A 13,433-nucleotide genomic window follows, 5' to 3' on the forward strand; every position below is an offset into this window, starting at 1 on the left:
TTCTCCCTCTCCCCGTTCTCCTGTCCGCCGAAGCCCGCCTTCGGGCGAAGGCGGATGCGTGGAGAAGGTTGGGGTGAGGGGCTGCCTCCGCGCGCTGAGTGACAGTTGAACTCGTGGAGACTCCCCCTCACCCGGAACGCATCTCACGATGCGTTCCGACCTCTCCCCGCGCGCGGGGCGAGGTAAGAAAGTCAATCCAGCTTCACCCTGGTGAGCCGTAGCGCGTTGCCGATCACGCTGACCGAGGACAGCGCCATCGCGGCGGCGCCGACCATCGGCGATAGCAGGATGCCGAACAGCGGATACAGCACGCCCGCCGCGATCGGCACGCCGGCGGCGTTGTAGACGAAGGCGAACGCCAGGTTCTGGCGGATGTTGCGCATGGTCGCGACCGACAGGCGCCGCGCGCGGACCAGGCCCATCAGGTCACCGGTGAGCAGCGTGATGCCTGCGCTCTCGATCGCGACGTCGGTGCCGCCGCCCATCGCGATGCCGACATCGGCGGCGGCGAGCGCCGGCGCATCGTTGACGCCGTCGCCGGCCATCGCGACGGTGCGGCCCTCGCCGCGCAGCCGCTGCACGACCTCGCTCTTGCGCTCCGGCAGCACGCCGGCCTCAACCTCGTCGATACGAAGCGTCTTCGCCACCGCGCGCGCGGTGGTCTCGTTGTCGCCGGTCAGCATCACGATGCGCAGGCCTTCGGCACGCAACGCCTGCAACGCATTCGCCGCCGACGGCTTGACCGGATCGGCGATCGCGATCACGCCCGCGACACGGCCATCGACCGCGACATAGATCGCGGTTGCGCCGTCGCGGCGGGCAGCTTCGGCCGCCAGGTCCAGTGCTGCCGTCGCGATCTTCAGTTCGGCCATCAGCACAGCATTGCCGAGCGCAATTTGTCTGCCCTCGACCGTGCCGGTCGCGCCCTTGCCGGAGGGCGAGGCAAAATTGCTGACGGCGAAAGCCGCGACCCCGCGCTCCGCAGCGGCCGCGATGATCGCCCGCGCCAGCGGATGCTCGCTGCCCTGCTCGACGCTGGCGGCGAGACGCAGCAGGTCGTTGTCCTCGATGCCTTCGGCGGAGATAATGCGTACGACCTTCGGCTTGCCCTCCGTGAGCGTGCCGGTCTTGTCGATGACAAGCGTGTCGATCGCCTCCATCCGCTCGAGCGCCTGCGCGTCGCGGATCAGGATGCCGGAATGTGCGCCACGCCCGACGCCGACCATGATCGACATCGGCGTCGCCAGGCCCAGCGCGCAGGGGCAGGCGATGATCAGCACCGTGACGGCTGCAACCAGCGCAAAGCTCAGCCGCGGCTCGGGGCCGAACACGGACCAGGCGATGAAGGCCAGCACGGCGGCTGCGATCACCGCCGGCACGAACCAGCCGGCAACGCGGTCGGCGAGCCGCTGGATCGGCGCGCGCGAGCGCTGCGCCTTCGCCACCATGTCGACGATGCGCGACAGCATGGTGTCGCGGCCGATCTTCTCGGCGCGCATCACGAGACCGCCGCTCTGGTTGACGGTGCCACCGATCACGCTCGCACCTTCCGCCTTCGTGACCGGCATCGATTCACCCGTCACCATGGATTCGTCGATGACGGCGCTACCCTCGATGACGACGCCGTCGACCGGCACCTTCTCACCGGGGCGCACGCGCAGGCGATCGCCGACCTTGATCGCGTCGATGTCGATGTCCTCGTCGCCCTGGTCGGTGACGCGGCGCGCGGTCTTGGGCGCGAGGCCGAGCAGCGCCCGGATCGCACCCGAGGTCTGCGCGCGGGCGCGCAGCTCCAGCACCTGGCCGAGCAGCACCAGCACCGTAATCACGGCCGCCGCCTCGAAATACACCGCGACCGCGCCATGCATGTCGCGGAACGCCGGCGGGAACAGCTGCGGTGCCAGCGTCGCGATCACGCTGTAGAGATAGGCGACGCCGGTGCCGATCGCGATCAGCGTGAACATGTTGAGATTGCGCGTGACCAGCGATTGCCAGCCACGCACGAAGAACGGCGCGCCGGCCCACAGCACCACCGGCGTCGCCAGCACGGCCGAGATCCAGTTCGAGGTCGATTGCTGCACCAGGTGCATCAGCCCGAGATGGCTGCCCATCTCGAGCACGAACACCGGCAAGGTGAGCGCCAGCGCGATCCAGAACCGCCTGGTCATGTCGATCAGTTCGGGATCGGGACCGTCGTCGAGCGAGACCTGCTCGGGCTCCAGCGCCATGCCGCAGATCGGGCAAGAGCCGGGACCGACCTGGCGCACCTCGGGGTGCATCGGGCAGGTGTAGATCGTGCCGGCAGGCGCCGGCGGCTCCGCCTCGCGCGGCTTGAGGAATTTCTCCGGCTCGGCCTCGAAGCGTTCGCGGCAGCGGCCGCTGCAAAACAGGTACTCTTCGTCCTTGTACGTGAAGCGATGCTTGGCGGTGGCACGATTGACCTTCATGCCGCAGACCGGATCGATTGCGAACGCCGCATCGGCGGGCGTCGTGTCGTGATCATGCTTGCCGCCGCAGCAGGAATGCGCGGCCGCGCCATGATGGTGTTGATCTTCGTGCGAATGGTCGTGCGTTGCCTGTGCCACGAAACTCTTCCCGGCCGTATCCCGGCCTCTTGATTTACATACCCTAGGGGGGTATATGCGTCGTATGAGAGACGAGGTCAAGACATCCTGTTTAAAACGGCTCAAACGGATCGAGGGTCAGATCCGCGGGTTGGCTACCATGGTCGAGGAAGATCGTTACTGCATCGACGTGGTGACGCAGATCGCGGCCGCGCGCGCAGCGCTACGCCGCGTCGAGGAAGAGGTGCTGCGCGATCATGTGGCGCATTGCGTGGAGCATGCGATCTCGTCCGGCGACAAGGCCGACCAGCGGCGCAAGATCACCGAGCTGATGGACGTGATCGGGCGCGCGGATCGCTGAGCGCGGTTTGGCCGTGCCTTGTCCGCATACTCGATGTCGTCCCGGCGAAGGCCGGGACCGATAACCACAGGACTTGGTTGTTTGCGTGAGCTAGGGCCCCAGCGTGCTTGATAACCACTCCCTGTGGTTATGGGTCCCGGGTCACGCTTCGCTTGCCCGGGACGACGTGGGGAGAAAGCGGCGCTTAATTCACTGCCGCCTTGAGCGCCGCTAAAAATCGCCGATCAGGTATTGAACCGGAAATGCATCACGTCGCCGTCGGCGACGACGTAGTCCTTGCCTTCGAGCCGCAGCTTGCCGGCGTCGCGCGCACCGGCTTCGCCGTTGCCGGCGATGTAGTCGGCATAGGCGATGGTCTCGGCGCGGATGAAGCCCTTCTCGAAATCGGTATGGATCACGCCGGCGGCGGCGGGTGCCTTGGTGCCGCGGTCGATGGTCCAGGCGCGGGCCTCCTTCGGGCCGACGGTGAAATAGGTGATGAGGTCGAGCAGCTGGTAGCCGGCGCGGATCAGGCGATCGAGCCCGGCCTCTTCGAGGCCCAGCGTCTCCAGGAAGTCGACACGCTCTTCGCGCGACAGCGTCGCGATCTCGGATTCGATCTTGGCCGAGATCACGACCGCGACCGCGCCCTCCGCCTTCGCACGCTCGAACACCGCCTTGGAGAAATTGTTGCCGTCCTTGGCCGAGCCTTCCTCGACGTTGCAGACATAGAGCACGGGCTTCGAGGTCAGGAGGCCGAGCATGCGGAACGCCCGCTCCTCCTCCGGCTTGCGTTCCATACCGCGGGCCGGCTTGCCGTCGCGCAGCAGCACCAGCGCGCGATTGACCAGCTCGAGCTGCTCCTTGGCCTCCTTGTCGTTGCCCTTGGCCTTTTTCGACAGATTGTCGACGCGCTTCTCCAGGCTGTCGAGGTCGGAGAGCATCAGCTCGGTCTCGATGGTCTCGATGTCGGCGAGCGGCGCGATCTTGCCTTCGACATGGGTGATGTCGGAATCCTCGAAGCAGCGCACCACATGGGCGATGGCGTCGACTTCGCGGATGTTGGCGAGGAACTGGTTGCCGAGGCCTTCGCCCTGCGAGGCGCCGCGCACCAAGCCGGCGATATCGACGAAGGTCAGCCGGGTCGGGATGATCTGCGCGGATTTCGCGATCGCCGACAGCTTCTCCAGCCGCGGATCGGGCACCGCCACCTCGCCGACATTCGGCTCGATGGTGCAGAACGGATAGTTCGCCGCCTGGGCGGCCGCCGTCTCGGTCAGCGCATTGAACAACGTCGACTTGCCGACGTTAGGCAGCCCGACGATCCCGCATTTGAATCCCATGTCTTCCTCTGTCCAGCTTGGTCGCGTCCGGCTCGCGCCGGGCATGACCACAAGGAGATCAGGCCGGCCTGTCGCCGCCGTTCTCACCCTTGTCGAAAAATCCCTTGGCCTGCATCGTCAGATGCACCTTGTTGGCGAACGAGGCGTCCTGCCCCGCGGCCAGCAATCCGGCATTGTCGGCGACGGCCTGGCACAAGGCCTCCACCCACGCCCGGTCGCTCTTGGCGAAGTCCGACAGCACGTGGCTGTGCACGAGCTCCTTGACGCCGGGATGACCGATCCCGAGCCGCACCCGCCGGTACTCGTTGCCGATATGTGCGGAGATCGAGCGCAGCCCGTTATGGCCGGCGATCCCGCCGCCGATCTTGACCCGCACCTTGGCCGGCGGCAGTTCGAGCTCGTCCTGGAATACGGTGATGTCGGCGGGGGCGAGCTTGAAGAAGTTCGCCGCTTCCTGCACCGCGCGCCCGGACTCGTTCATGTAGGTGGTCGGCTTCAGCAGCACGACCTTCTCACGATCGACCACGCCCTCGGAGGTCTCGCCCTGAAAGCGACGGCGCCATGGTGCGAAACCATGACGCCGTGCAATCTCATCGACTGCCAGGAAACCGATATTGTGCCGGTTGCTGGCGTATTTCGCACCGGGATTACCAAGACCAACAAAAAGGCGCATGGCACGGTATCCCGCATCGGCGCGCCGTCAGATGACCGCGCGCCGACCTGATCGGTTACTTCTTCTTGTCGCCACCGCCGGCGGGAGCCTTGGCACCCGCGGCCGGAGCCGAAGCACCCGCAGCCGGAGCGGCAGCGGCCGGAGCCGCAGCACCCGCGGCCGGAGCAGCGCCACCAGCAGCCGCCGCAGCCGCGGCCTTCTGCTCTTCGGCGTAGCCGGACGGCGGCACGATGGTGACCAGGGTTGCGTCCTCGCGGGTCAGCGACTTCACGCCCTTGGGCAGCTTGACGTCGGTGAGATGCAGCGAGTGGCTGATCTCGAGGCTGCCGACATCGGCTTCGATGTATTGCGGAATGTTGTCGACCGCGCACTCCAGTTCGAGCGCGTGGGTGACGATGTTCACGGTGCCACCGCGCTTGATGCCCGGGGCGGCTTCCGCGTTCACGACGTGCAGCGGCACGCTGACGCGGATGGTCGCGCCTTCGCCGAGCCGCATGAAGTCGACATGGAGCGGGAAGTCCTTGACCGGGTCGAGGTGGTAGTCGCGCGGAATCACGCGGTGCTTCTTGCCCTCGATATCGATATCGAACAGCGTGGTCAGGAACCGGCCCGCCAGGATGCGCTGGCGCAGTTCACGATCGTCGACCGAGATGGTGACGGGGGGCTGGTTGTCTCCGTAGATCACTCCGGGAACTCTCCCGGCGCGACGCTCTGCCCGGGCGGCCCCCTTGCCGCTCTTCGGACGCGCGGTCGCCTTCAATTCCTTGACGGTCGCCATAGCGTTAAGTCCTTGTATTTAAAAAGTTAAAGGCCGCAGCGCGGCCCATGCTCAAGTCCACAGCAAGCCTCCAGGGGTGCGGGGGCCGCGGACGTGGCGGGCTTTTAGCCCCAAAGGGCCGAAATGACAAGGAAATGAAGGGATTTTTCTTGCGCGCCGCGAGACGCGAGGCCGTAGCCCGGATAGAGCGATTTGCCTAGCCGGCACCACCGAGCTTGGCTTCCAGCGCCGCGATCCGGGCCTTCAGCGCCTCGTTCTCCTCGCGCGCCAGGCGGGCCATGTCCTTGACCGCGTCGAACTCCTCGCGCTTGACCACGTCGAGGTCGCGCAGGATGCGTTCGGCCTGGTTGCGCATGACCGTGTCGACCTCGCGCTTGACGCCCTGGGCGGCGCCGGCGGCATCGTTCATCAGACGGCCGATCTCATCGAAGAACCGGTTGCTGGTCTGGGTCATCTGGCAAAACTCTCCGCGTTCACTGAATCGCGATAAGACAATGGCGATCCCCGCCATCGGGTTCAAGTCCGCCGCGAATGGCAGATCTCGCGGGAGCTTGCCTTGTCATGCTCCGGTTTCCTTGCAATCGTATGAACTCACAACAGAAATCGCACATCACAACGCGAGCAGAAACGTCATGATCGAGCACACCGTCGAGATCCCGACCAAGGACGGCAAGACCACCACCTTCATCACCCATCCCGAGCGCGGCGGCCCCTTCCCGGTCGTCATCTTCTACATGGATGCGCCGGCGATCCGCGAGGAGCTGCGCGACATGGCGCGGCGGCTCGGCACCTCGGGCTATTACGTGATGCTGCCCAATATGTATTACCGCGCCGGCGTGATGGAGCTCGGCCCGATCAATCCGGATCCGGAATCGCCGGAGCGCAAGCGCATGTTCGAGCTGATGCACTCGCTCAACATTCCGCTGGTCATGGAAGACACCAAGGGCCTGCTCGCCTACGCCGAGACGCAGAAGGCCGCCAATACCAAGATCATCGGCACCGTCGGCTATTGCATGAGCGGTCGCTACGCGGTGAACGCCGCCACGCATTTCGGCGATCGGGTCAAGGCCGCGGCCTCGATCTACGGCACGCATCTGGCAACCGACCAGCCGGACAGCCCGCATCTCGCCGCGCAGAAGACCAAGGCCGAGCTGTATTTCGCCTGCGCCGAGACCGACATCTACGCGCCGGCCGAGATCATCGAGCAGGTCAAGGCGGGCATGAAGGGCTCGAACAACGAGGTCGAGATCTATCCCGGCACGCATCACGGCTTCGCCTTCCCCAAGCGCCCGGTCTACGACCGCGACGCCGCCGAACGGCACTGGGAGCGGTTGCTCGCGCTCTACCGCCGCAACCTGGTCTGAGGCCGCAAAAGCCGGGATGGCCGACCGCGCGCGCATTCGAGACTATCGAAGCTCCGATGCCGACGAGGTCAACCGGCTCGCAGTTGCCGCCTTCGACCAATTCCGCCACGCCTTCGACGACTGGCCGGCGATGCGCGCCGGCCTGTCGCGAAGCTCCGAGCTGAGTTCCAGCGGCGAGATCGTCGTCGCCGATCTCGGCCAACGGCTTGCCGGCGCAGTCGGCTATTTCGGGCCCGGCGTCAAAAAGGCCGCATTCTTCGACCAGTCATGGCCGGTCATCCGGATGCTGGTCGTCGACCCCGTCGACAGGGGCAAGGGACTCGGGCATGCGTTGACGTCGGAATGCCTTGCCAGAGCGCGGCGCGACCGGTGCCGGACCATCGCGCTTCACACGAGCCCCATCATGACGGTCGCCTTGCCGATGTATCTGAAGATGGGCTTCAGCAAGCTCCATGACGCTCCGCCAATTCATGGCGTGCCCTACGCCGTCTACACGAAAGCGCTCTGATCCCGATGCCGTTCCTGCTGATCGACTTTCCAGTGTTCGACCCCATCGCGCTCTCGCTCGGGCCGATCGTGATCCGCTGGTATGCGCTGGCCTATATCGTCGGCATCGTGCTGGGCTGGATCTACGCCCGCTCGCTGATCAAGAAGGACCGGCTGTGGGGCGGCCCGGCGCCGATCACGCTGCCGCAGCTCGACGATTTCATCCTCTGGGTCACCATCGGCATCATCGTCGGTGGCCGCACCGGCTACGTGCTGTTCTACAATCTGCCGTTCTTCATCGCGCACCCCTCCGAGATCCTCGAATTGTGGAAGGGCGGCATGTCGTTCCACGGCGGCTTCCTCGGCTGCGTCGCCGCGGTGATGCTGTTTGCCCGCCGCAACAACATCCCGATCCTGTCGCTCGGCGACATCACCACCGCGGTCGCGCCGATCGGCCTGTTCCTCGGCCGGATCGCCAATTTCATCAACAGCGAATTGTGGGGCCGCTACGCCGATCCAAGCCTGCCCTGGGCCATGATCTTCCCCAATGGCGGGCCGCTGCCGCGCCATCCGAGCCAGCTCTATGAGGCCGGCCTCGAGGGCATCGTACTGTTTACCGCGCTGGCGATCATGATCCGGCTCGGGGCGCTGAAGCGGCCCGGCCTGATCCTCGGCAGCTTCATTGCGATCTACGGCATTGCCCGGATCATCGGCGAGCATTTCAGGGAGCCCGATCCGCAGCTCGGCTTCCTGTGGGGCGGATTAACCATGGGGATGCTGCTGTCCGTGCCAATGATCATTGTCGGCGCTATCATCATCACCGCCGCTCTCCGCCGCAAGCCGGACGGGCCGGCGCCGGGCTCGACGACAACAAGTTCAACGTAGCGCACGTACAATCCAAGGAACGCCGTGAGCGAACCCTCCCCGCTGCTGGATGAGATCAGGAAGCTGATCAAGCTGTCCGGGCCGATGCCGGTCTGGCGCTACATGGAATTGTGCCTGATGCATCCGCGCTACGGCTATTACCTGTCGCGCGATCCGCTGGGCCGCGAGGGCGATTTCACCACCTCGCCCGAGGTCAGCCAGATGTTCGGCGAGCTGCTCGGCCTGTGGAGCGCCTCGATCTGGCGCGCGATCGGCTCGCCGGAGACGCTCCGCCTGATCGAGCTCGGCCCCGGCCGCGGCACCATGATGTCGGACGCGCTGCGTGCGCTGCGCGTGCTGCCGCCGCTCTACCAGTCGCTCAGCATCCACCTCGTCGAAGTCAATCCGGTGCTGCGCGAGAAGCAGCGCGCGACGCTGACGGGCGTGCGCAACGTCACCTGGCACGACAGCATCGACGATGTGCCCGAGGGACCGGCGGTGATCCTCGCCAACGAATATTTCGACGTGCTGCCGGTGCACCAGATGGTCCGGCGCGAGACCGGCTGGCACGAGCGCACGGTCGGAATGGATGTCAATGGCAGCCTGTATTTCGCGCCTGCTGCCGAGCCGACGCCGCATTTCGAGGTGCTGCTGCCGCCGCTGGTGCGCGCCGCCCCGCTCGGCGCGGTGTTCGAGTGGCGGCCCGACAACGAGATCATGAAGCTGGCGACGCGGGTGCGCGACCAGGACGGCGCCGCGCTGATCATCGATTACGGCCATCTGCGCAGCGACGCCGGCGACACCTTCCAGGCGATCGCGCGCCACAGCTTCGCCGACCCCTTGAAGAACCCGGGGCAGGCCGACGTGACTGCGCATGTCGATTTCCAGGCGTTGGCGCAGGCTGCCGAGGATGTCGGCGCACATGTGCACGGGCCGGCAACCCAGGGCGATTTCCTCAAGCGTCTCGGCGTCGAGGCGCGGGCCGCCGGACTGATGGCCAAGGCGACGCCGGAGGTCTCCGCCGACGTCGCCAGCGCGCTGAAGCGCCTCACCGATTCCGGGCGCGGCGGGATGGGCTCGATGTTCAAGGTCATGGCCATCTCCGACCCGCGCCTCACCTCGATCGCAGGTCTCAGCGATCAGCCTGACGAGACCGAACAATGACATTGGGATCACCGCTGCTGTCGGCCATTCCGGGCCTGCGCCACGCCTTCTTCTCGCGCGAGGGCGGCGTCTCCGAAGGCATCTATGCCGGCCTCAATGGCGGGCTCGGCTCGCACGACGATCCGGCCAAGGTCGCGGAGAACCGGCGGCGGATGGCGGCGCAACTCGGCGTGCCGTCCGACCATCTGATCAGCGTGCATCAGGTTCATTCGCCCGACGTCGTGGCCGTGAGCGGCCCGTGGAACGGCGCTGCGCGCCCGAAGGCCGATGCCCTCGTCACGCGCACCGAGGGCCTTGCGATCTCGGTCACGACGGCCGATTGCGGCCCGATCCTGTTCGTCGATCCCCATGCGCGGGTGATCGGCGCCGCGCATGCCGGCTGGAAGGGCGCGCTGACCGGCGTGCTGGAATCGACCATCGATGCGATGGAGAAGCTCGGTGCCGAGCGCGGCGGCATCGTCGCCGCGATCGGGCCGTTGATCCGCAAGGAATCCTACGAGGTCGGCAACGAATTCGTGACGCGCTTCATCGAGGCCGATGCCGAGAACGGCATGTTCTTCATGCCCACCGAGCGCGACGGTCATGCGATGTTCGATCTCGCCGGTTTCATCCGCATGCGGCTGGAGAACGCCGGCGTGCTGATGATCGACGACCTCGGCATCGACACCTATTCCGACGAGCGCTGCTTCAGCTATCGCCGCTCCGTGCACCGCAAGGAAGCCGATTACGGCCGCCACGTCCACGCCATCGCGCTGGAAGGCTGACGCCGGGCAGTCTCGCCATTTTTGTGCGACAAGCGGCTTGACTCTCCACCTGCTGGAGACCGGACAAGCGGCGCATGACACAACGCACCTACAGCATCGGCGAGGCGGCACGGCTCAGCGGAATGAGTGTTCGGAAGCTCCGCTTCTATTCGGATCAGGGCTTGCTGCCGCCGGCCGGCCGCACCGCGAGCGGCTATCGCGTCTTCACCGACGACGAACTGGTTCGCCTCGACCTGATCCGATGCCTGCGCGACGCGGGGCTCGGTCTCGACGCCATCCGTGAGGTCCTGACCAAGGAACTCTCGCTCGTCGAAGCACTGAAGCTCCGCCTCGATACGCTGGAAGCGGAGATCGCGGCGCAGCGCCGCGTCGCCTCGGCCCTGCGGGCTGCGTTGCGTTCACCGCAACTCACCGAAGCAGATTTGAGGAGATTCCTGACCATGACGCAGCTGTCCCGCGCTGAGCGCCGCAACGTCGTCGAACGCTTTTTTGAGAAAGTGTCCGACGGCATCAATATCGACCGCGACTGGGTGCGGCAGATGATCGAGACGACGGTGCCCGAATTGCCGGATGAGCCGACGCCCGAGCAATGCGATGCATGGATCGAACTGTCCGCGATCCTCAACGATCCGTCCTTTGTCGCCAACATGCGCGCCAATGCCAGCGACGTCTGGGATCGCGACGTGCTCGATCCCTCCGCCTGGCAAAAGGCCAGCGAGCCGATGCTGACGCGGGCGCAGCAGGCGATCGCCGATGGCCTCGAACCGGGTTCGGACACCGGCAAGGCGCTGGCCCATGAGTGGATGGAGACGTCGGCCCGGCTGCTGGGGCGACAGCCGGACCTCGCCTTCCGCAACTGGCTTCGCAGCAAATATGCGCTGCATGACGCACGCGCGGCCCGTTATTGGGAACTGGTCGCCATCATGCGCGGCCAGCCGCCCTGCGGCAGTCCCAACCGGGAATGGACCTGGATCACCGAGGCCATGCAGCATCATCTGGCCGACTGAGCCGGGTGCATCGGCGAGGAATTCGGTCCTCCCCAGCGCCACAGCCCCGCCGGATCGGTTAAGGGCTGTGGCCGTCCTGCCCTAGACGTTAAGCCGTTTTAACGATATCGCAGGACGCAATGAGGGAAGCGTCAAACCACCAGTTTCAAACTGGGACAGTCGTGCGTGCCACGCTCGCAGTCACGTGGCTGGCGATTGCGTGCGCGCTCGGCGGCTGCGCGGCCGGCGGCAATGTGGCCGACTCCTACGCCATGGCCACCCCGGCGAGCAGCGGCGCGACCGTCGCATTCGAATCGATCGACGGCCCGCCGCCGCAAGTGTTCGACCGCATGGTCGGCGTGCTCGACAGCGAATCCAAGCTGCGCAGCCTGTCGATCGTGTCGCGCGAGGGTGCTGCGGCCTATCGCGTGCGCAGCTATTTGTCGGCGCAGGTGGTGCGCGGCCGCACCATGATCGCATGGGTCTGGGACGTTTACGACAGCAACCAGCAGCGCGCGCTCCGCCTCTCGGGCGAAGAGCCCGCCGGCAAGGCCGGCCGCGACGCCTGGGGCGCCGCCGACGATCTGGTGCTGCGCAGGATCGCCCAGGCCGGCCTCAGCGGCCTCTCCAGCATGATCAATGGCGGCCCGGCAGACGGCCCGGCCCCGGCACCGGAGCTCCGTGGGCCGACGGTGGCCAGCGCCCCGGCCCCCGCCGCGCCCGAGACCGTGGCGCTCGGCTATTCCGCCAATTGAAGCGTTTTCGAGCGAATTGGATACCGGTTCGCGTGAGGAAAACGCGTCACGACAAGAACCTGGGGCCCCGATCCGTTTCCACCGGAACGGGGCTCTGAACCCCGTTATCTCCCGGGGAAGCGCGCTTTTTGCCCAGGAAAACGGCGGCGAAACCGGGCTAATGGGTTGCCAGCGGATGCGCCTGCCTGATATTCCCTCGCGCACCGAAAACCCGCCGGTTCTGTAAGGACTTGAGATGCTGAACGTCGTATCCAGCAAGGCGCGGGGGGAAGCATCGATGTCGGCAAAGAACGGATCAATCAAGCTCGTCGCCGGCAACTCCAATCCTGCGCTGGCGCAGGACATCGCCAAGGGCCTTGGCATCGAACTGACCAAGGCCGTGGTCCGGCGTTTCGCCGACATGGAGATCTTCGTCGAGATCCAGGAGAACGTCCGCGGCTCGGACATGTTCATCCTGCAATCGACGTCGTTTCCGGCCAACGACAATTTGATGGAATTGCTGATCATCACCGACGCGCTGCGCCGTTCCTCGGCGCGCCGCATCACGGCGGTGATCCCCTATTTCGGCTACGCCAGGCAGGACCGCCGTTCCGGCTCGCGCACGCCGATCTCGGCCAAGCTGGTCGCCAACCTGATCGCCCATGCCGGCGTCGACCGCGTCATGACGCTCGACCTGCATGCCGGCCAGATCCAGGGCTTCTTCGATATCCCGACCGACAATCTGTTCGCGGCTCCCCTGATGGTGCGCGACATCCGTGAACGGTTCGACCTCGCCAAGGTGATGGTGGTGTCGCCCGACGTCGGCGGCGTGGCCCGTGCGCGCGGACTTGCCAAGCGCATCAACACCCCGCTCGCGATCGTCGACAAGCGCCGCGAGCGTCCGGGTGAGTCCGAGGTGATGAACGTGATCGGCGACGTCGCCGGTTACAATTGCATCCTGGTCGACGACATCGTCGACTCCGGCGGCACGCTGGTGAACGCCGCCGAGGCGCTGATCGCGCACGGCGCCAAGGAGGTCTCGGCCTACATCACCCACGGCGTGCTGTCCGGCGGCGCCGCCGCGCGCATCGCCTCGTCGCGGCTGAAGGAGCTGGTCATCACCGACTCGATCCTGCCGACGGAAGCCGTCAACAAGGCCCCGAACATCCGCACCATCTCGATCGCCGGCCTGATCGCCGAAGCGATCGGCCGTACCGCGGCGGAAGAGTCGGTCTCGAGCCTGTTCGATTGAGACATTGCTGTCGTCCCGGCGAAAGCCGGGACCCATAACCACAGGATCGCGTTGCTGAAGCGAGCTGTGGCCCCAGCGTTGCGCAACAATTGGCAGTCGTGGTTATGGGTCCCGGCTCGAG

At 66.0% G+C, this 13,433-nt stretch carries 14 protein-coding genes; 9 read left to right on the forward strand and 5 right to left on the reverse strand.

Annotated elements, in window-relative coordinates; translation table 11 throughout:
• Positions 1–191 precede the first annotated feature (191 nt).
• Complete coding sequence (locus tag CWS35_RS36845; RefSeq protein ID WP_100955889.1) at positions 192–2,585, reverse strand: heavy metal translocating P-type ATPase; 2,394 nt, start codon at positions 2,583–2,585, stop codon at positions 192–194.
• A gap of 64 nt (positions 2,586–2,649) precedes the next feature.
• Between CWS35_RS36845 and CWS35_RS36850 the strand changes: the two genes are divergently transcribed.
• On the forward strand, positions 2,650–2,925 hold the full coding sequence (locus CWS35_RS36850) for a metal-sensitive transcriptional regulator (protein WP_024581072.1): 276 nt from the start codon (positions 2,650–2,652) through the stop codon (positions 2,923–2,925).
• Positions 2,926–3,149: 224 nt separating this feature from the next.
• Here the strand turns inward: CWS35_RS36850 and ychF are convergent, their stop codons facing one another.
• The 4 genes from ychF to CWS35_RS36870 all read right to left on the reverse strand — a co-directional run bounded on the left by ychF (position 3,150) and on the right by CWS35_RS36870 (position 6,152).
• A complete protein-coding gene (ychF, locus tag CWS35_RS36855; protein WP_024581073.1) occupies positions 3,150–4,247 on the reverse strand; it encodes a redox-regulated ATPase YchF in 1,098 nt (365 codons plus the stop codon).
• 58 nt (positions 4,248–4,305) lie between these two features.
• The gene (pth, locus tag CWS35_RS36860; protein ID WP_100955890.1) at positions 4,306–4,920 is read right to left on the reverse strand and encodes an aminoacyl-tRNA hydrolase; all 615 of its coding nucleotides are present in this window, start codon (positions 4,918–4,920) and stop codon (positions 4,306–4,308) included.
• A 55-nt stretch (positions 4,921–4,975) separates the two neighbouring features.
• Positions 4,976–5,698, reverse strand: coding sequence for a 50S ribosomal protein L25/general stress protein Ctc (locus CWS35_RS36865; RefSeq protein ID WP_100955891.1), 723 nt, complete (start codon positions 5,696–5,698; stop codon positions 4,976–4,978).
• Positions 5,699–5,894: 196 nt separating this feature from the next.
• Positions 5,895–6,152 carry an accessory factor UbiK family protein gene (locus CWS35_RS36870; RefSeq protein ID WP_024581076.1) on the reverse strand — a complete coding sequence of 86 codons (258 nt, stop codon included), beginning with the start codon at positions 6,150–6,152 and terminating at the stop codon, positions 5,895–5,897.
• 178 nt (positions 6,153–6,330) lie between these two features.
• Between CWS35_RS36870 and CWS35_RS36875 the strand changes: the two genes are divergently transcribed.
• The 8 genes from CWS35_RS36875 (at position 6,331) to CWS35_RS36915 (ending at position 13,312) form a co-directional block, all read left to right on the forward strand.
• The gene (locus CWS35_RS36875) at positions 6,331–7,062 is read left to right on the forward strand and encodes a dienelactone hydrolase family protein (RefSeq protein ID WP_100955892.1); all 732 of its coding nucleotides are present in this window, start codon (positions 6,331–6,333) and stop codon (positions 7,060–7,062) included.
• Between the two features lie 16 nt (positions 7,063–7,078).
• Positions 7,079–7,570 (forward strand): GNAT family N-acetyltransferase, encoded by a 492-nt coding sequence (locus CWS35_RS36880; RefSeq protein ID WP_100955893.1) that lies wholly within the window; start codon positions 7,079–7,081, stop codon positions 7,568–7,570.
• Between the two features lie 5 nt (positions 7,571–7,575).
• A complete protein-coding gene (lgt, locus tag CWS35_RS36885; protein ID WP_100955894.1) occupies positions 7,576–8,433 on the forward strand; it encodes a prolipoprotein diacylglyceryl transferase in 858 nt (285 codons plus the stop codon).
• A gap of 84 nt (positions 8,434–8,517) precedes the next feature.
• The gene (locus CWS35_RS36890; RefSeq protein ID WP_100956986.1) at positions 8,518–9,576 is read left to right on the forward strand and encodes a class I SAM-dependent methyltransferase; all 1,059 of its coding nucleotides are present in this window, start codon (positions 8,518–8,520) and stop codon (positions 9,574–9,576) included.
• Positions 9,573–10,340, forward strand: a complete 768-nt coding sequence (pgeF, locus tag CWS35_RS36895; protein WP_100955895.1) for a peptidoglycan editing factor PgeF — start codon at positions 9,573–9,575, stop codon at positions 10,338–10,340. Before CWS35_RS36890 ends, pgeF begins: the two co-directional genes overlap by 4 nt.
• Positions 10,341–10,414: 74 nt before the next feature.
• Positions 10,415–11,347, forward strand: a complete 933-nt coding sequence (locus CWS35_RS36900; RefSeq protein ID WP_100955896.1) for a MerR family transcriptional regulator — start codon at positions 10,415–10,417, stop codon at positions 11,345–11,347.
• A 119-nt stretch (positions 11,348–11,466) separates the two neighbouring features.
• Positions 11,467–12,081, forward strand: coding sequence for a hypothetical protein (locus tag CWS35_RS36905; RefSeq protein ID WP_100955897.1), 615 nt, complete (start codon positions 11,467–11,469; stop codon positions 12,079–12,081).
• A gap of 277 nt (positions 12,082–12,358) precedes the next feature.
• Positions 12,359–13,312, forward strand: a complete 954-nt coding sequence (locus CWS35_RS36915; RefSeq protein WP_024581084.1) for a ribose-phosphate pyrophosphokinase — start codon at positions 12,359–12,361, stop codon at positions 13,310–13,312.
• The last annotated feature ends 121 nt before the right edge of the window (positions 13,313–13,433 follow it).

The sequence above is a fragment of the Bradyrhizobium sp. SK17 genome, assembly GCF_002831585.1.
Taxonomy (GTDB): Bacteria; Pseudomonadota; Alphaproteobacteria; order Rhizobiales; family Xanthobacteraceae; genus Bradyrhizobium.